This window comes from Winogradskyella pacifica, from assembly GCF_013403915.1.
GTDB lineage: Bacteria > Bacteroidota > Bacteroidia > Flavobacteriales > Flavobacteriaceae > Winogradskyella > Winogradskyella pacifica.
This window is the reverse complement of sequence record NZ_JABFDI010000008.1, coordinates 74,123-94,107: the sequence shown is the minus strand read 5'-3', so window position 1 is coordinate 94,107 and position 19,985 is coordinate 74,123. Positions and strand designations below refer to the sequence as shown.

Genomic DNA, 19,985 nt, shown 5'->3' with positions numbered 1-19,985 from the left:
ACTATAATAATCCTATTATTTAGGATTCTGAAATGAGAATATGGCTAAGGTAAAAACAACTTTTTTTTGTCAGAATTGTGGTAGTCAATATGCCAAATGGCAAGGGCAATGTACCTCTTGTAAAGAATGGAATACCATTGCAGAAGAAGTCATTCAAAAACCAGAAAAGAGCAATTGGAAAACACCAACGACAACTTCAAAACGGGTTTCAAAACCATTATTAATTAATGATATTGATACCTCGCAAGAAGCACGTTTAGATATGCAAGATGGCGAATTTAATCGTGTACTTGGTGGAGGAATGGTTCATGGTTCTCTAACATTACTCGGTGGTGAACCAGGAATAGGAAAGAGTACACTTTTACTTCAAATAGCCTTAAAGCTGCAATACAAAACGCTTTATGTTTCGGGTGAAGAAAGTCAGAAACAAATAAAAATGCGGGCCGAGCGTATTAACCCAAATAGCAGTAATTGCTATATTCTTACGGAAACCAAAACTCAAAATATTTTTAAGCAAATCGAAGCTTTAGAGCCAGATATTGTGGTTATAGACTCTATCCAAACTTTACATAGCGATTATATAGAGTCGTCTGCAGGAAGTATTTCTCAAATAAAGGAGTGTACGACAGAACTGATAAAGTTTGCCAAAGAAACAGCAACACCTGTTTTATTAATAGGTCATATCACAAAAGATGGGCACATTGCAGGTCCAAAAATTCTAGAGCATATGGTAGATACGGTACTTCAATTTGAAGGTGACCGAAATCATGTATTTAGAATTCTACGCGCCAACAAAAACCGATTCGGTTCTACAAATGAACTTGGTATTTACGAAATGCAAGGTTCAGGATTACGAGAAGTTTCCAATCCATCCGAGATACTGATTTCAGAAAAAGACGAAGAACTTTCTGGTAACGCAGTCGCAGCTACTTTAGAGGGTTTACGACCTCTGATGATCGAAGTACAAGCCTTGGTGAGTACAGCGGTTTACGGAACCCCACAACGATCTGCTACAGGATTTAATGCCAAACGTCTCAACATGCTATTAGCGGTTTTAGAAAAACGTGCAGGTTTCCGTTTAGGCGCAAAAGATGTCTTCTTAAATATTACAGGTGGTATTACTGTTGATGATCCTGCTATAGATTTAGCCGTTGTCGCATCCATTTTATCTTCCAATGAAGATGTGGCTTTGCCAAGTACCTATTGTTTTGCTGCAGAAGTAGGACTTTCTGGAGAAATAAGACCTGTTCAACGCGTAGAACAGCGTATTCTTGAAGCCGAAAAATTAGGTTTTACAACCATCTTTGTATCTAAATACAATAAAATAGCTTTAAAAAACACGGTTATTAAGATTCAATTGATTTCTAAAATTGAAGATTTGGTTGGATTTCTGGTGTAAGTAATAGTTGAATTTTTACAAAAAGAAATGCATTTAAACGATAAAATTTGCATTTAATCGCTTTTTTTATACTTTTTATCCTATGTTTGTCGCAAATAAATATTGATTTTTATTTAAGTATTTGAAAATCAATAAGTAATGTGAAATGCTATGATGGTGAAAAATAACTTCAGACTATTATTTATAATAATTTTTATAACTTTTAATGTTAATGCGCAATATTGTACCCCAGATAATATTGGGGTGAATGGAGGTTGGACTTTCTATATATCTAATGTAAATATTGGAACAATAGACAATAGTAGTTCAGGTAGTCAAGGTTCGTATACTTATTATTCAGACGTTTCCCCAACGTCTATTAATGCTGGAGACACAGTTACAGGAGATATTACAGTAACTCTTAATGGGTGGAATACCAATACTCATACTGTTGCTGTGTGGTTTAATTTTAATGAAATCGATGATGATTTTGATGATAGTGGTGAGCAGTTCTTATTTACGTTTCAAGATAACACTAATGTAGGCGGACTAAAAAATGTAACAGTTCCTATCAGTATCCTTATTCCGGAAAGCGCACAGGCTGGTATTGCAAGAATGCGTGTTGGTTTAAGATCTGGAAACGATACAAGTTTTACATCATGTGAGTATAATTACAGTGCAGGAGAAGTTGAAGATTATGAGGTTTTCTTTGTGTCAGATAATGAAGGTAATCCAGGAGATAGTGAGCCTAATTTTTGTGAAACAGAAAATATACAAAGCGATAATATTTTATTTGTTTCTAACGTTTCTTTTGCGGGAATAGAGAATAGCAGTACAGGAACAACAGGTAGTTTTACTAATTATTCTTCTTTTTCTGAAGATAATGTTCCTATTGGTCAGGCTCTTGAAGGCACCATTAGTGTGACATTAAATGGATGGAATACCAACGAAAACACAGTGGTTATTTGGATTAACCTCAATGAAAGCTTGGATGATGATTTTGAAGATTCAGGTGAACGTTTTGTATTTGCATTTCAGGATACCAACAACGTAAGTGGAACTAAGATTGTAAACGTTCCTGTTAATATAACGCTACCAAGCACTACAGATGAAGCGCTTTCTAATGTGCGTATTGGTGTTAGAGGTGGTACTAGTATAAATTTTACGTCTTGTGATTATAATTATAGCAATGGAGAAGTAGAAAATTACCTCATTAATATTGGTGGAGAATTAGATGCGCCAGATATGGATGGTGATGGAATTGCAGACAATGCAGATATAGATAGTGATAATGATGGTATACTAGATGTAAATGAAGGTTCTGTGTGCGATGAAATTAGTAATAGTCTGACGTATGAGTTTTATGATATAAATGTCTCACCAAGTGTAGATGGTATTCCAACTACAGGCGCCACAGCAACAGGGAGTGTATCTGAAATTGATGTAGATGCACTTTGGGGTTCTATTACTCCAGGTGATCACGAGAATTTTGCCATTAGATATAGCGGTTTTATTAAGATTAATACAACCGAGACATATACATTTTATACAAGTTCAGATGATGGTTCTAAATTATTTATTGACGGAAACGAGGTCGTTGATAACGATGGTTTACATGATATGCTAGAAACTTCTGGAACTGTAGCCCTTAACCAAGGCATTTATCCAATCACGATTCTGTTTTTTGAAAGAACTGGAGGTGAGTTCTTAAGTATGTCATATTCTAGCGCAACTATTTCTAAAACCTTAATTCCTTTTTCTGTTTTATCAGAAAACACTTGTACAGATACAGATTATGATGGAATTCCAGATTATTTGGATTTAGATTCAGACAACGATGGTATCTACGATGTTGATGAGGCAGGTAACGGAAGTTTAGATACCAACAACGATGGAGTAATAGATAGCAACGATGCTTCGTTTAATGATAATAACAATAATGGCGCTGATGACACTGCTGAAGCTACGACACCAATAGACACTTCTGGTGACGGTAATTTCGACTTTCAGAATACAGATAGTGATGGTGATGGTTGTGATGATGTTATAGAGGCTGGCCATGCAGATAGCGATGCAGACGGACACGTAGATGGTACAGGGATTAATGCTAGTGGTTTAGTTATGGGTGTATCAACGGCATATACAGGTACAACTGCAAATGTGACTACAGCAACAGAAGCTACAGTAGATGCTACAGCTTTGGTCGATCAGTTAGTTGTAATAGGTGGAGCTACAAGTTTTACTATAACTAGTGCAACAGCGAAAAGTACAACGACATTTACAACAGAAGGTGTGCCAAATTATTCAAATAGCGCTACTGATGTAAGTACGGCCTTAAACTATCAATGGCAATTAAATGGCACAGACCTAACCAATGGAGGTGTTTATTCAGGTGCCACATCGGCTAGTTTAAATATTTCGGATGTTACCGGATTAGATGGTAGTGTGTACACTTTAGTAGTAACACATACAGCTAATTTGTGTATCCAAATCGAAAATAGTGCTACTCTTACTTTAGATGCAGACATGGATGGTGATGGTATAGGCGATACTACAGATTTAGATAGTGATAATGATGGTATACTAAATGTAAATGAAGGTGTTATATGTACTGAAATTACCGAGGGTTTGTCTTATGAATTTTATGATATAAATGTTTCACCAAGTGTAGATAATATTCCTACTACTGGAGCTACAGCAACAGGTACTGTGTCTAATTTCGATGTAGATGCCCTTTGGACTATGATTACACCTGGAGATCACGATAGTTTTGCCATTCGATATACTGGTTTTATTACTATTAGCACAGAAGAAACATATAGGTTTTATACAAGGTCAGATGATGGTTCTAAATTGTTTATTGATGGCAATGAGATTGTTAATAATGATGGGGATCATGCTGCACAAGAAAGATCTGGAACTATTGCATTAACTCCGGGTATCTACCCAATTACTATATTATTTTATGAGAGAACTGGATTAGAGTCTTTAACGGTATCTTATTCTAGCGCAACTATGTCTAAAAGATTAATTCCTTTTTCTGTATTGTCAGTAAATATTTGTACAGATACAGATAATGATGGGATTCAAGATTATTTAGATATAGATTCAGATAATGACGGTATACCAGATAATGTAGAGGCGCAATCAACAGGTGGTTATATTCCTCCGAGTGGTAGTGGAGCAACAATGGTAGATTTAAACAACGATGGTGTAGATGATAATTACGGATCTGGTTTCACAAACTTAGAGGATACTGATGGTGATAATATCCCAGATTATATAGATTTAGATAGTGATAATGATGGAACTCCAGACATTCAAGAAAATGGAATGGCTAATACGCTATCTGGAAATGATGCAGACGGAGATGGTTTAGACGATAACTTTGAAACAACGAATATTAATGATGCTGTTTTAGACATTAATGAAGATATTGAGAACCCATTAGACTTATCTGTTTTACCGGATACTGATGGCGATTTATCTCTAGGAGGAGATTTAGATTATAGAGATGATATTGATGTTTATTTTTCTTCAGGATCAGTCGATTTTGATGGTTTAGATGATTACCTAGACACATCTTCTTTTATTGAAAATTGGAATGAAGGAACCATTATGGCTTGGGTAAAAATTAAAGCTAATACTGCAACAGGGAATTTAAGTTCTGTTTATAGTATTGCAGGTCAGGAAAACATGCGATTGACTATAACGAAAGGAAGAAAACCTGCATTTGTTGTTTATACTCAGGAACAAGTCACTGCTTCTAGTAACTATCCAAGTAGTAGTCTTAATGTAGAACAACTGCCTACGGATAACAGAAAAATGGAAAATGATGTTTGGTATCATGTCACTGGTGTTTTTGATTCCGCAACAAACTCTTTAAAAGTATATCTTAATGGAGAGCTGTTAAATACAGAAACGGATGCTAATTTGAATTCAACGCTACTTACCAAAAATTATAATGGTACTGATCACATTTATTCAAGTAGACCATTTACAATTGGTCGTTATCCAACAAATACAAGTCCATCTGGATCTGCCCATTTTAATGGAACTATAGATGAAGTAAGAATTTTTGAAGATGCTCTTTCTGCACAACAAATACAACAAATGATGTGTCAAGAGATTGAAAATAATGAAGGTATTGTAAAGGGGAATATTATACCTAAGAATATTCAGGATTCACAAACTTTAGAGCGTGTAGCTTGGGGTAATCTTAAGGCTTATTATCCTATGTCTAATATTTTAAAATCAGAATTGTTAGATGAATCAGCAAATTCCCACGATTTAAAAATGCATAATATTAATACGGTAAAGCCGCAAACAGCACCTTTGCCTTACGTCACTAGTGCAGATGGAGATTGGTCTAGTCCAGAATCATGGTTACATGGAGATGTTTGGGATGTTTCAGACGAGATATTTGAAAAAGACTGGTCCATTGTACATATCAAAAATGATATAACCTCTGCAACTTCTCATACAAGACTTGGACTTATAGTAGATGCTAATAAAACACTTACAATTAATGGAGAAAATGAAATTGATAATACGTGGTATTTAGAACTTAATGGAGTCTTAGACTTAAAAAACGATTCTCAATTAATACAAGGAGTTAATAGTGATTTAGTAACCTCTGCAACAGGTAAAATATTAAGACGCCAAACAGGAACATCCAATTCATTTCGATATAATTATTTTTCTTCTCCAATTGGAGCAGCACGAGCAACAACACTTTTAGATAATAATACAAGCTTTAATAATGTTAACAATTCTACTTTTGGTATTAATACATTAAAAGAAGGAAATGCTAATGCCGTTGAATTTACATCAGCATACAATGAAACAGGGAAAATCAGTACGCGTTGGATGTACACCTTCTTAAACGGGGTTACGTATTACGATTGGGAAAGTTACTCACCAACGACTCAATTAAATCCTGGAGTAGGTTATATTCATAAAGGAACTGGTAATGCAGGAACCACACAAGTCTATATATTTGAAGGAAAACCAAATAACGGAACTATTTTAATAGCCGCAGATGACGTTGATGGAGACGCTGCTAACGAGAGTGAACCAGATGTAACGCTTACAACGACATTAGTAGGTAATCCTTATCCTTCTGCTATAGATGCGCATCAATTTATTGATGATAATGAAGATGTAATTGATGGTACATTATATCTGTGGGAGCAATGGGCTGGTAACTCACATTACATAAGTGAATATGAAGGTGGTTATGCTATAATCAATAAAATGGCAAAAATAAGAGCTTATCAATTTGACGGTTTAAGTAGCTCAAACAATGGTTCTCAAGAAGGAACACTAACGCCCACTCAGTATATTAGTGTTGGTCAGGCTTTTTTCACAGAAGTCATAAATGATGGTCATATTGAATTTAACAACGGTCAACGTATCTATAAGAAACAATCCAATGGGGAGAGTGTCTTTTTTAGAACAGCCAATACCGAAACAGAAGACAACGCTGATTCAGAAACGATTGAAGATATAATGCAAAAACTTCATTTGAAATTTGAAGCAGATAACGGATTTAGTAGAGAAATGGTTATTGGTTTTAGTGATTTTACTTCAGAAGGTTTTGATTATAGTTATGATGGAAAAATGACGGATGTGCAAGCAAATGATTTTTATACGTTGTTTGAAGGCAGTTCAATGGTTACACAAGCGTATTCAGCTATAGCTTCTGATAAAGTAGTGCCATTAATCTATAAATCGTCAGAACAACAGATATATACTATTTCGGCAACAGATTTTGAAGATTTTGATACTTCTCAAGCCGTTTATTTGAGAGATAATTATGAAAATAGTTATACAGATATTAGAAATTCAGATTACAGCTTTGTGAGTGAGCCAGGTTTGTTTGAAGATCGATTTGATATTGTATTCCAAAATGAATATGCACTTAATGTTTCAGAGTCACAATTAAACGATGTTCAGGTATATGTAAATAATAAAGAACGAAAACTCTTTATTAATGGACTTGTCAATGGAGCAAAATCTGTCAGTATCATTAATATGTTAGGACAGACCATTAACCAATATCACAACAAAGACCAACAAGAATTAAGTAATGGTATTGACATTTCTAAAGTATCAACCGGAACTTATATTGTGAAAATAGAGAATCAAAACAACCAATGGATCACTAAAAAAGTAATCGTTAATATGAAATAAACTAAAGGTCAGTGTAATTTTATACTGACCTTTTCTATTTTACTCATTCTAAAAAAAAATAAAGAGTAGTTTAAATCCAAATTTAATTTGCTAGAAATCGCTACAAGTAGATTTACTCTTTTGCATTAATTACAACATATTATTTCCTTAAAATTCGTTATTTTCGCTGCTCGAAAAGAAACTAGAATAATGAGTACAAAGTTCCCTGAATACAAAGGACTTAACTTGTCAAACGTTGCGGATGAAATCGGTAACTATTGGGAAGCTAATAATATCTTCGATAAAAGTGTAACCTCAAGAGAAGGAAAACCACCATTTGTGTTTTTTGAAGGACCGCCTTCAGCAAACGGATTACCTGGTGTGCACCACGTTTTAGCACGTGCTATTAAAGATATTTTTCCACGATACAAAACCATGAAAGGTTTTCAAGTAAAACGTAAAGCCGGTTGGGATACACATGGTTTACCTGTTGAACTTGGTGTAGAAAAAGAACTTGGTATTACCAAAGAGGATATTGGTAAAAAAATCACTGTAGAAGAGTATAACCAAGCTTGTAAAAAAGCGGTGATGCGTTATACGGATATCTGGAATGACCTTACTCAAAAAATGGGATATTGGGTAGACATGGACGATCCATACATTACCTACAAGTCTAAATACATGGAATCTGTTTGGTGGTTGTTAAAACAGATTTATGAAAAAGATTTAATATATAAAGGTTATACTATTCAGCCCTATTCGCCAAAAGCAGGTACAGGTTTAAGTTCGCATGAGCTTAATCAACCAGGAACCTATCAAGATGTAACGGATACAACAGTTGTCGCTCAGTTTAAAGCTAATGCCGATTCATTACCAGATTTTCTTCAAAATGAAGGAGATATTTTCTTCTTAGCTTGGACAACAACGCCTTGGACATTACCGAGTAATACCGCATTAACCGTTGGGCCAAAAATTGATTATGTTTTAGTTGAAACTTATAATCAATACACGTTTAAACCCATGAATGTCGTTTTGGCTAAGAATTTAGTCAACAAACAATTTGATGGTAAATTTAAACGCGTTGAAACTAAACCAGAATTAATAGACTACAAAGAAGGAGATAAAAAAATCCCTTATTATGTCGTTAAAGAATTCATTGGGAAAGATTTAGTAGGCATCACTTACGAGCAATTATTACCATACGCGCTTCCAAACGATAATCCTGAAAATGCTTTTAGAATCATATCTGGAGATTTCGTAACTATTGAAGATGGAACAGGTATCGTACATACAGCACCAACATTTGGGGCAGATGATGCTTTGGTTGCAAAGCAAGCCTCTCCAGAGATCCCACCGCTTTTAGTAAAAGACGACAATGGTAATTTAGTGCCATTGGTAGATTTACAAGGGAAATTCAGGCCAGAAATGGGAGAATACGCAGGTAAATATGTGAAGAACGAATATTACGAGGATGGTGAAGCGCCAGAACGTTCTATAGATGTTGAATTGGCTATTCAATTAAAAACAGAAAACAAAGCCTTTAAGGTTGAAAAATATAAGCACAGTTACCCAAATTGTTGGAGAACTGATAAGCCAATTTTATATTACCCATTAGATTCTTGGTTTATTAAAATTACAGATGTAAAAGGGAGAATGCACGAGCTAAATACCACCATTAACTGGAAACCAAAATCAACTGGTGAAGGACGTTTTGGTAACTGGTTAGCGAATGCAAACGACTGGAATTTATCGCGATCGCGTTTCTGGGGTATTCCATTACCAATCTGGAGAACAGAGGATGGTAAAGAAGTCATTTGCATTGGATCTGTAAAAGAATTAAAGTCAGAGATGGCTAAGTCGGTTAAAGCTGGCTTTATGACGCAAGATATCTTCAAGGATTTTGAAGTAGATAACATGTCTGAAGAAAATTACGATACTATCGATTTGCATAAAAACGTAGTTGATAAAATTGTGTTGGTTTCGGTATCAGGGCAACCTATGAATCGCGAAAGTGATTTAATAGATGTTTGGTTCGATTCTGGTTCTATGCCTTATGCACAATGGCATTATCCTTTTGAGAATAAAAACTTAATAGATAATAAGGAAGCCTATCCTGCCGATTTTATTGCAGAAGGTGTGGATCAAACAAGAGGTTGGTTTTATACATTACATGCTATCGGAACTATGGTTTTCGATTCTGTAGCATACAAAAATGTAGTATCAAACGGATTGGTTTTAGATAAAAACGGTCAAAAGATGTCTAAGCGTTTAGGAAATGCAGCAGACCCTTTTGAAACCTTATCTAAATACGGTGCAGATGCCACACGTTGGTATATGATCAGTAATGCAAATCCTTGGGATAACTTAAAATTTGATAGCGAAGGTATTGCTGAAGTAAGTCGTAAGTTTTTCGGAACACTTTATAATACGTATTCATTCTTCACGCTTTATACTAATATTGATGGTTTCGATTATAGTGAAGCCGATATTCCATTAAACGAAAGACCAGAGATTGACCGATGGGTTTTATCTGAATTAAACACCTTAATTCAGAAAGTAGATGATTATTATGCGGAATACGAGCCAACAAAAGCTGCGCGAGCAATTTCAGACTTTACACAAGATTATTTAAGTAACTGGTACGTCCGTTTAAGTAGAAGACGTTTTTGGAAAGGTGATTACCAAACCGATAAAATTTCGGCATACCAAACACTTTATACATGTATGGAAACCATTGCAAAGTTAGGCGCACCAATTGCACCTTTCTTTATGGATCGTTTGTATTTAGATTTGAATGCCGTTACTAAAAAGGAAACTTTTGAAAGTGTACATTTAGCAAATTTCCCTGTCGCAAATACGAATAATATTGATAAAGTATTGGAGCGAAAAATGGAAAGTGCGCAAACCATATGTTCGTTAGTATTATCGTTAAGAGCTAAGGAGAAAATTAAGGTACGTCAACCGTTGCAAAAAATTATGATTCCTATTGATAATCAACAACAAAAGGAAGAGATTGAGGCGGTTTCAGATTTAATTAAACATGAAGTTAATATCAAAGAGATTGAGCTTTTAGAAGATGCTTCAGACATCTTAGTGAAGCAGATAAAACCTAATTTTAAGACCTTAGGGCCTAAATTCGGTAAGGATATGAAGTTGATTGCTAGTGCGGTAGCTGTATTTGGTGCTGATGAGATTAAAAATATTGAGCAAAATGGTCAATTAGATATTAAAATTGGAGAAAAATCCGTTACTTTAGGATTGGAAGATGTAGAGATTACATCGCAAGATATTGAAGGATGGCTTGTAGCTAATGAAGGTGCTTTAACAGTAGCTTTAGACGTTACCATCAACGAAGATTTACGTAAAGAAGGGATTGCTAGAGAACTAGTAAATCGTATTCAAAATTTACGAAAAGATTCAGGATTTGAGGTTACTGACAGAATTGACGTACAACTTCAGAAAGATGACCAAATAGTTGAGGCTATTTCTTCAAATGAGGCGTATATTAAATCTGAAACGTTGACCGAAGAATTACAAATTATGGACACCTTAAATAATGGTATAGAAATCGTATTTGACGATGTTAATACCAAATTATTTATTCAAAAACATTAATATTATGACAACAGAGACGAACAACAGATATTCTGATAAAGATTTAGAAGAATTTAGAGCTATACTTCAAGACAAAATAAAAAAGGCAGAGCACGATTTACAACTTATTAAAAGTGCTTATATGAATGATTTTGATAACGGAACTGATGATACATCACCAACTTTCAAAGCTTTTGAAGAAGGAAGTGCAACGATGAGTAAGGAAGCCAATTCTGCTCTAGCGATTCGTCAAGAAAAGTTTATTCGCGATTTAAAAAATGCTATTATCCGTATTGAGAATAAAACATACGGAGTTTGTCGTGTTACAGGAAAACTAATAAACAAAGAGCGTTTAAAATTAGTACCTCATGCAACGTTGAGCATTGAAGCTAAGAATATGCAATCTTAAGCCTCTGTGAATTTATGGATCACTGATTACTAATTGTAACCGAAGTGAAATTGTAATAAAAGAGTCTCTTAAATTTGAAACCTTATTTTGAATACTAATAAATTTATAAAGCCTTGGAATTTTAATTTCAAGGCTTTTTTTATGCTTTGTGGTTTTCTTTTCATTACTACCATCTTAAGCGCTCAGAATATTTTAGAAAAGGAACTAACGGTTGAAAATATAGAGACGATTGTAATCAATGGTAATCAAATTTTTAAGATTTCAGTTTCAACTTCAAAGACTGATAAAATTAAGATACTATCGACTTTAGATGGCGAATATCAAAATGAATTTCAGGTTGTAAGTCGTGTCAATAATCATACATTGACATTAGGCTTGGGGCATTTGTCATTTTTAGAAATTCCAGATGATAAGCGAAATGCACACAAAGTAATCGCAGCAACATTGCGGATGGAAATTCCAGAAGACCTCTCGTTACAGATCTTAAGTGATATTGGTTCGGTAGATATGAAAGGGGATTTTAAATCGCTTTATATTGAGTTATTACAAGGAGGATGTGATGTTGAAGGCACATCGAAAACGGCCACGATTAATACTTTAGATGGTGATATTAGCGTTGTGACTAAAAGCGCTTTTGTAGAGGCTAATTCTAATCATGGAAAAGTTACCATAGCTAGTTTTTATAATGCAACTTCAATATGGAAATTGAAGTCTATTAATGGAAATATTACGGTTGTAAAGCCAGATTAATCCTTTATTTTTGTTTAAAACCATTTGATGTCCTTAAAGAAAGCCTCAATTATTATTTTTATGATTCTACTGATTGATCAGGTCAGTAAAATTTATATAAAAACCCATTTTCAATTAGGTGAGGACGTTACCGTTTTTTCTTGGTTTAAAATTGCTTTTATAGAAAATGATGGCATGGCTTGGGGCACAAAGCTAAGCGATTTTATAAGTTTTATTTCGGATGAAACAGCAAAATTAGTTTTAACCTTATTTAGAATTGTCGCTGTAACAGGTATTGCGTTTTGGCTTATAGATGTTACGAAAAAGAAGAAGTCTAAAACTTTAATATTTGCGATTTCTATAATATTTGCTGGTGCTTTAGGGAATATCCTAGACTCTGTATTCTATGGTGTTTTGTTTAGTGATAGCGTTATGCAAGTTGCTACATTTTTACCGGAAGACGGTGGCTATGCCAAGGTGTTTCATGGCAATGTTGTAGATATGCTTCACTTTCCGATTTGGAGTGGTGTAATGCCAGATAACTTACCACTAATTGGAGGAAAATACTTTTCGATTTTTGATCCTGTTTTTAATGTCGCCGATATGGCTATTAGTTCTGGTATTGGAATTTTAATTGTTTTTAATAAGAAAGCTTTTGATGATGAGCCTTCTAAAATTGAAACACCCGATTCGGAGTCACACAATAATCCAGCTTAATATCATCTTCGGAAGCTTCAATAGTTTCAGCTTCTGCTTCAAAAAATGACAGTCCTATTTTTATGGTTTCAGGTTTGCATTGTGCTAAAAATCGATCGTAAAAGCCTTTGCCGTATCCAATTCTATGTCCTGTGTTATCAAAAGCTAAAAGTGGTATAAAAACGACTTCTAATTGAGACGATGGAATTTCAATACCATCAATAGGTTCGGGAATATTATAGTTGTTTTTTATGATTTTAGTATTATCAGTTAATAAATAATGCGTCATAGAGTAATCTTCAAAATTACTCTTAGAAATCACAATATTTTTATCCTTTCCTGATAGAATATTTAGAATATAATCGGTATTAATTTCCTTTTGTTCTTCAATCGTTAAGAAGATATGGTAAAAGGTATTGTTCCAAATATCTAGTGATAACAGCTTATTTGCAATGGCTAAACTGTTATCTTCAACTTGAGTTTTAGATAATGCTTTGCGTAAATCTTTATATTTTTTTCTTAATAAAGGTTTTCTCATTAGGATTCAATCTCTGTAGAAATATGGAAAATAGCATCACCTTGATAAATTATAGGCGATTCATTTACATTAAAAATATAACCTGCATTTGGTGCTTTTACAAAATAGTTGAAACTACCATATGGATCTGTAATATTACCTAAAACTTGGCCTTTAGTGACTTGCGAATTTATATTTACAGTAGCTTTAAACATCCCAGAATATTTAGCTCTTATCCATTTACTCTCTTCAATGATTACGGCGTTAACCTTAGGTCTAGAGACTTTAAATTTAGTTCTCAGCATACCTAAATGGTGCAAAACACGTTTGGCTCCATTAACACCTGTATTGGTAATATTAGTATCAATATTAAACGACTTTCCTCCTTCGAATAATAACATAGGTATGCCCGCTTTATCACAAGCATTTCTATAGGATTTATTTAGGTTTTGAGAATAGAATATAAAAGGAGCTCCAAAAATATGGGCTAATTCTGTGAGGCGTTCATTATCTCTTACAATTCGTATTTGAGCAGCATTAAATCGTCCCGCACCACCTGTATGGAAATCCATAGCAAAATCGACGTGTGGTACTAATTCTGTCATCACAAAATGAGCTACTCTACTGGCAAGAGAACCATTAGCACTTCCGGGAAAGGAACGATTTAAATCGCGTCCATCTGGAAATAAACGATCCATATTTAAAAAACCAAAAACATTGATAACAGGCACGCAAATAATGGTGCCTGTTTTAGGAACGTTAATACCTTTGGCTATAATTTGCCTAATAATTTCTACACCATTAATTTCATCACCATGAATCCCAGCAGTCATTAAAACCGTTGGACCAGGTTTTTTAGATCGTTCAATTATAATAGGAACTTCTAAGGTGTTTCTGGTATGTAATTTTGCGACTTCAAAAGTTACAGTTACACTTTTACCAGGAGCGACTTCGACTCCTAAAATATTTAAAATATCTTTTGGCATGTTTTTAGATCGTGTTTCGTTCTATAAAAGTAATGATCGCTTTAGCAATATTTTTTTGAGTTGCGCCTTCAATACCTTCTAATCCTGGTGTAGAGTTAACTTCTAACAATAATGGACCACGAGAAGACTGCAGCATATCTACACCACAAACAGGAAGCTTAAGAACTTTAGCAGCTTTCATTGCTAATTTTAGTTCGTCTTCGTCTAATTTTATAATGTTGGCAGAACCACCACGATGTAAATTAGATCTAAACTCACCTTCTTTACCTTGGCGCTTCATAGCTCCAACAACTTGCCCATCTACAACTAAAGCTCTTAAATCTGCACCTTTAGCTTCTTTGATAAATTCTTGAACAATAACTCGTGCTTGCAAACCATTAAAGGCTTCTAATACCGATTCAGCAGCATTTTTAGTTTCGGCCAAAACGACACCTAGGCCTTGTGTGCCTTCTAGTAATTTTATAATTACAGGTGTTCCTCCAACATAATTAATAACTTCTTCTACGTCTCTAGAATAATTAGTAAAAACGGTTTTAGGCATTCCAATACCAGCTTTACTTAGGCGCTGTAAGCTTCTTAATTTATCACGAGAACGTGTTATAGCGTCTGACGGTGCAATGGTGAAAATACCCATTTCTTCAAACTGTCTTACAACTGCACAGCCGTAAAATGTAATTGAAGCTCCTATTCTAGGAATAACAGCATCAACATAATCTAAGTAACGATCTTTATAATATATGGTAGGTTTCTCCTTTTCTATAATGATGTCGCATTTTAAAGGATCAATGATTTCAACGGCATGACCTCTTTTTTTACCTTCTTCAACAAGTCGTTGGGTAGAGTAGAGTTCAGGATTGCGTGAAAGAATTACTATGTTCATTTAATTATGTTTTGTTTAAAGGATTGATTTTGTAAATCGACATCGACCAAAAATTTGTGTTTTAAAAATTGACGGCCTATTAATACAGGGAACCTCATGTCGTCTCTAGTGCTTAAAGTTAAGTTAATCTTATAGCTTTTACCAAAGAATACAACGGTAGTTTTTATTTTGTAGCGGTTTTCTTTGTGTCCATTGCTACTTTTTACATCCGTATACGTGTAAGAGTCGAAAGCTATTTCTTCGCTTTTAAAGTTAGGATGGCCTTTACTCTCAAAAATACAATAAAGCTTACCGCCTTCTTCTCTAATTTTAGAGCAATGAATTGCAGAAGTATAAGCTCCTGTATCTATTTTAACATCGATGTTGTTTAGTTTTAATTCGGGAAAATTGACTTTGTCTACACGTCCCAAAACTTTTTTTGTCATAAACTTAAATATATAAAAAAGAGGCGCAAGGTAATGATAAAGTGTATTAATTATACACATATCTTTTTACGAATTATTACCTTTGGTTAAATGCCAGAATCTACTCTAGACATACAGATAAAAACGCTTCCTCATCAACCTGGAGTTTACCAGTACTTTGATGCGGACGACCGTTTAATATACGTCGGAAAAGCTAAAGATATAAAAAAACGAGTTAGTAGTTATTTTAACAAGCACCATGACTACGGAAAAACTCGTGTTTTAGTAAAAAATATTGCTTCGGTAAAACATATTGTTGTTGAAACTGAAAATGACGCTCTATTACTTGAGAATAATCTCATAAAAAAATATAAGCCTAAATACAATGTCTTATTGAAGGACGATAAATCGTACCCTTGGATTTGTATTAAGAAAGAGCGATTTCCGAGAGTGTTTCCAACACGACGTGTAATTAAAGACGGTTCAGAGTATTTTGGGCCTTATACCAGTATGAAAACGGTAAAGACGCTTTTGGGTTTAATAAAAGGTTTGTACCAATTACGGACGTGTAATTATGATTTATCTGAAGCTAAGATTGAAGCTGGTAAGTATAAAGTCTGTTTAGAATATCATTTAGGAAACTGTAAAGGAGCGTGTGAAGGCTATGAGAGTGAAGAAGAGTATGCTGCAAATATTACGGCAATCAGAGAAATTCTAAAAGGGAATTTTAAAGATTCCTTGCAGCAATTTAGGATTCAAATGCGTCAACATGCGGAAGCTATGCAGTTTGAAGATGCTCAGAAAATAAAAGAAAAATTAGAGGTTTTAGAAAATTACCAAGCAAAGTCTACCATTGTAAATCCTAAGATTAATAATGTCGATGTGTTTTCAATTATTAGTGATGAAACTTATGCCTATGTTAACTTCTTACAGTTAAGCCATGGATCAATTATTAGATCTCATACGTTAGAATTGAAGAAGAAATTACAGGAAACAGATTTGCAATTATTAGAATTATCAATTACTGAAATCCGTCAGCGATTCAATTCAAATTCTAAAGAAATTTATGTGCCTTTTAAAGTGAATTTAGGGGATGAATTAAAAATAACAATTCCGAAACTTGGAGATAAAAAAAGTATCTTAGATCTGTCTATTCGCAATGCAAAATATTACAGAATGGATAAGTTGAAACAGGTAAAAATTGTAGATCCAGATCGCCATGCCAATAGAATAATGGCGCAAATGAAAGCGGATTTACGTTTATCTGAAGAGCCGCGACATATTGAATGTTTTGATAATTCTAATATACAAGGTACAAATCCGGTAGCCGCATGTGTTGTTTTTAAGAATGGTAAACCGAGTAAAAAAGAGTATCGTAATTTTAATATCAAAACTGTAGATGGTCCAGATGATTTTGCATCTATGGAAGAGGTGGTGTATAGACGGTACAAACGTTTAGTAGAAGAAGAGCAACCGTTGCCACAACTTATTATTATTGATGGAGGAAAAGGACAATTATCTTCGGCCTTAAAGAGTTTAGATGTTTTAGGACTTCGTAATGAAATCGCTATAATAGGTATTGCAAAACGTTTGGAAGAATTATTTTACCCAGATGATCCAATTCCGTTATATTTAGATAAAAAAAGTGAGACCTTAAAAATCATACAACAACTAAGAAACGAAGCGCACCGCTTTGGTATAGAACATCATAGAAACCGAAGGAGTAAGGGCGCGTTAACGACTGAGTTAGAAAATATTCCGGGTGTAGGTGAGCAAACAATTGTAGATTTAATGAAACAATTTAAAACCGTTAAGCGTATTGCCAATGCCAAATTAGATGAACTTGAGGCGGTTGTTGGTGTTTCGAGGGCAAATAAAGTATATAATTACTATCACAAAGAATAATTTAAAAACCATATGGGTTTGTAATGAGATTGAAAAACGTTTTTATAATCGTATTCATAATTGCGCTTTTTCCAATAAAGGCACAGAATAAATTGACGAACTCTGAACCAAAAGTAGGTTTAGTATTAAGTGGTGGCGGTGCTAAAGGTTTTGCTCATATAGGAGTGTTAAAAGTTATTGATAGCCTAGGAATCAAAATAGATTATGTGGCTGGTACGAGTATGGGAGCCATTATAGGATCCTTATATGCTTCGGGGTATTCAGGGAAAGAGTTGGAAGCAATGTTCAAATCACAAGATTTTGATGTCTTAATTAACGATGCGTTTCCGAGAGCTTCTAAATCATTTTACGAGCGAGAAAATGCTCAAAAATATGCTGTTAATTTGCCTTTTGAGCATTTTAAAATTTCGCTACCTTCAGCGTTATCTCGTGGGCAAAATGTTTATAATTTATTGTATCATTTAATGCTTCCTGTAAATGATATTACGGATTTTGAAAAGCTGCCAATTCCGTTTTTTTGCATCGCAACTGATATAGAAACAGGGGAATCTCTAATTATGGATAAAGGCAAGTTGGCCGAGGCAGTTTCGGCTAGTGGAGCGTTACCATCTTTATTTCAACCTGTAATTATTGACGATGCTATTTTAATTGATGGAGGTGTCACTAATAATTTTCCTGTAGAAGAATTACGAGCTAAAGGCATGGATATTATTATCGGAGTTGATGTTCAAGATGCATTAAAAGACCGCGAATCTTTAAAATCAGCACCAGACATTCTTTTACAGATTAATAATTTCCGGACTATAAATGTTATGAAAAACAAGTCGGAATTAACTGATATCTATATTAAACCAGATATTAGTGAATTTTCGGTAATTTCATTTGATGAAGGAAAAGATATCATTGCTAATGGTGAAACAGCAGCAAGAAAGCAATTGTCTAAATTACAAGATGTAAAAAGAGACCAGCCAAATTATACGGCGAGAGCAGCGGTAAAAGTATTAGATAGTCTAAAAATTAATAACGTTACTTTAAATGGAAATGAACGTTACACCAGAGCTTATATGTTAGGGAGATTAAAGCTTAAGGGTAATGAAAAGATGAGCTATTCAGATTTTAGGCAAGGCATAAATAGCCTTGTTGCAACTAATAATTTTGATACATTTAGATATCATTTAGAACCTACAGAAAATGAATCTGAATTTAATCTTATAGGTAATATTGTAGAGTCTGAAACAACAACCTTCCTTAAGTTAGGTATTCATTTCGATCAACTTTATAAAAGTGCACTACTTGCTAATCTTACAAAAAAGAAATTGTTATTTAATAATGATATTGCTTCCTTAGACATCATTTTAGGCGATAACTCAAGATATAACTTTGATTACTTTATTGATAAAGGATTTTATATCAGTTTAGGGATTAAATCTCGTTTCAATCAGTTTAATAAAAATGTTAATCCTAGATTAGCTTTAGAAGACAACTCACCTTTACTTTCTGGGTTAAATAAAATTGATGCGGAAATTTCAGATTTTACGAATCAAGTATATCTACAAACGATATTTAAAAAGGATTTTGCATTAAGAATAGGTGCGGAGCATAAACGGCTTAAAATAACATCAGAAACTATTATAGATGAGGATGAGGAAAATAGAATTGTTTTCGAAAATACAGATTACCTCAGCATTTTTGGTAACTTAAAATATGATAGTTACGATAATTTCCATTTTCCGAAAAGTGGATTTTATTTTAACGGAAATTTTCACTTATATCTAGACGCTTCAGGTTTTAATACTGATTTTTTGAATTTTTCAATAGCTAAAGCAGACATTGGTTATGCTTTTAGTTTTAGCGATAAGTTATCACTAAAAACAGAAGGACAAGGAGGTTTTAAAATTGGTGATGAATCTACAAGCGCCTTGGGGTTTGCGATAGGGGGTTATGGCTCTAACTTTATAAATAATTTTTATTCATTTTATGGGTATGATTATTTAGCCTTAACGGGAGATAGTTTTATGAAGGCAACATTCACCTTAGATTACGAAGTTTTTAAAAACCATCATATTCTATTTGCTGCAAACTACGCCAATATTGAAGATGGTCTTTTTGAATCGGGTAAATTATTTACGTCTCAAACGTATAGTGGCTATGCTCTTGGTTATTCTTTAGAAACATTTTTAGGACCTTTAGAAGGTAAGTACACCTATTCGCCAGATACTGGTGATTATTATTGGGTTTTTAATCTTGGATTTTGGTTCTAATAAATTAGTCTATTGGTCAAAAAAAAAGAGACTATCTTTTAAAATAGTCTCT

General features: G+C 34.0%; 12 protein-coding genes. 8 read left to right on the top strand and 4 right to left on the bottom strand.

Features of this window, described 5'->3' with window-relative positions:
* Positions 1-40: 40 nt before the first annotated feature.
* The 6 genes from radA to HM984_RS08930 all read left to right on the top strand — a co-directional run bounded on the left by radA (position 41) and on the right by HM984_RS08930 (position 13,001).
* Entirely contained in the window at positions 41-1,399 is a 1,359-nt protein-coding gene (gene radA, locus HM984_RS08955; RefSeq protein WP_179348920.1) for a DNA repair protein RadA, read from the top strand.
* 156 nt (positions 1,400-1,555) lie between these two features.
* On the top strand, positions 1,556-7,573 hold the full coding sequence (locus tag HM984_RS08950) for a DUF8693 domain-containing protein (protein ID WP_179348919.1): 6,018 nt from the start codon (positions 1,556-1,558) through the stop codon (positions 7,571-7,573).
* A gap of 189 nt (positions 7,574-7,762) precedes the next feature.
* Positions 7,763-11,167, top strand: coding sequence for an isoleucine--tRNA ligase (gene ileS / locus HM984_RS08945; protein WP_179348918.1), 3,405 nt, complete (start codon positions 7,763-7,765; stop codon positions 11,165-11,167).
* Between the two features lie 4 nt (positions 11,168-11,171).
* The gene (locus tag HM984_RS08940; RefSeq protein ID WP_115810910.1) at positions 11,172-11,555 is read left to right on the top strand and encodes a TraR/DksA family transcriptional regulator; all 384 of its coding nucleotides are present in this window, start codon (positions 11,172-11,174) and stop codon (positions 11,553-11,555) included.
* Positions 11,556-11,642: 87 nt separating this feature from the next.
* On the top strand, positions 11,643-12,305 hold the full coding sequence (locus tag HM984_RS08935; RefSeq protein ID WP_179348917.1) for a DUF4097 family beta strand repeat-containing protein: 663 nt from the start codon (positions 11,643-11,645) through the stop codon (positions 12,303-12,305).
* Between the two features lie 27 nt (positions 12,306-12,332).
* Positions 12,333-13,001, top strand: a complete 669-nt coding sequence (locus HM984_RS08930) for a lipoprotein signal peptidase (protein ID WP_179348916.1) — start codon at positions 12,333-12,335, stop codon at positions 12,999-13,001.
* On the opposite strand, the gene HM984_RS08925 is transcribed toward HM984_RS08930, so the two are convergent.
* Genes HM984_RS08925 through HM984_RS08910 form a run of 4 tightly spaced genes read right to left on the bottom strand, consistent with a single transcriptional unit; the run spans position 12,955 to position 15,788 of the window.
* Entirely contained in the window at positions 12,955-13,518 is a 564-nt protein-coding gene (locus HM984_RS08925) for a 5-formyltetrahydrofolate cyclo-ligase (RefSeq protein WP_179348915.1), read from the bottom strand. The genes HM984_RS08930 and HM984_RS08925 overlap by 47 nt on opposite strands.
* A complete protein-coding gene (locus HM984_RS08920) occupies positions 13,518-14,483 on the bottom strand; it encodes a succinylglutamate desuccinylase/aspartoacylase family protein (protein ID WP_115810730.1) in 966 nt (321 codons plus the stop codon). Before HM984_RS08920 ends, HM984_RS08925 begins: the two co-directional genes overlap by 1 nt.
* Positions 14,484-14,487: 4 nt before the next feature.
* Positions 14,488-15,363: a 30S ribosomal protein S6--L-glutamate ligase gene (gene rimK / locus HM984_RS08915; RefSeq protein WP_115810728.1), complete on the bottom strand. Its 876-nt coding sequence runs from the start codon at positions 15,361-15,363 to the stop codon at positions 14,488-14,490.
* The gene (locus HM984_RS08910; RefSeq protein ID WP_115810726.1) at positions 15,360-15,788 is read right to left on the bottom strand and encodes an ATP-dependent zinc protease family protein; all 429 of its coding nucleotides are present in this window, start codon (positions 15,786-15,788) and stop codon (positions 15,360-15,362) included. The genes rimK and HM984_RS08910 overlap by 4 nt, the downstream gene beginning before the upstream one ends.
* A 90-nt stretch (positions 15,789-15,878) precedes the next feature.
* On the opposite strand from HM984_RS08910, the gene uvrC reads away from it, so the two are divergent.
* Both uvrC and HM984_RS08900 read left to right on the top strand, forming a co-directional pair.
* Complete coding sequence (gene uvrC / locus HM984_RS08905) at positions 15,879-17,672, top strand: excinuclease ABC subunit UvrC (protein ID WP_179348914.1); 1,794 nt, start codon at positions 15,879-15,881, stop codon at positions 17,670-17,672.
* A gap of 23 nt (positions 17,673-17,695) precedes the next feature.
* Complete coding sequence (locus HM984_RS08900) at positions 17,696-19,933, top strand: patatin-like phospholipase family protein (RefSeq protein WP_115810722.1); 2,238 nt, start codon at positions 17,696-17,698, stop codon at positions 19,931-19,933.
* Positions 19,934-19,985 lie beyond the last annotated feature (52 nt).

Excerpts from the sequence above, each read along its gene's own strand:
- uvrC (WP_179348914.1), top strand. The coding sequence starts at position 15,879 with ATGCCAGAATCTACTCTAGACATACAGATAAAAACGCTTCCTCATCAA.
- HM984_RS08930 (WP_179348916.1), top strand. The coding sequence starts at position 12,333 with ATGTCCTTAAAGAAAGCCTCAATTATTATTTTTATGATTCTACTGATT.
- HM984_RS08900 (WP_115810722.1), top strand. The coding sequence starts at position 17,696 with ATGAGATTGAAAAACGTTTTTATAATCGTATTCATAATTGCGCTTTTT.
- HM984_RS08940 (WP_115810910.1), top strand. The coding sequence starts at position 11,172 with ATGACAACAGAGACGAACAACAGATATTCTGATAAAGATTTAGAAGAA.
- HM984_RS08925 (WP_179348915.1), bottom strand. The coding sequence starts at position 13,518 with ATGAGAAAACCTTTATTAAGAAAAAAATATAAAGATTTACGCAAAGCA.
- HM984_RS08920 (WP_115810730.1), bottom strand. The coding sequence starts at position 14,483 with ATGCCAAAAGATATTTTAAATATTTTAGGAGTCGAAGTCGCTCCTGGT.
- HM984_RS08910 (WP_115810726.1), bottom strand. The coding sequence starts at position 15,788 with ATGACAAAAAAAGTTTTGGGACGTGTAGACAAAGTCAATTTTCCCGAA.
- radA (WP_179348920.1), top strand. The coding sequence starts at position 41 with ATGGCTAAGGTAAAAACAACTTTTTTTTGTCAGAATTGTGGTAGTCAA.
- rimK (WP_115810728.1), bottom strand. The coding sequence starts at position 15,363 with ATGAACATAGTAATTCTTTCACGCAATCCTGAACTCTACTCTACCCAA.
- ileS (WP_179348918.1), top strand. The coding sequence starts at position 7,763 with ATGAGTACAAAGTTCCCTGAATACAAAGGACTTAACTTGTCAAACGTT.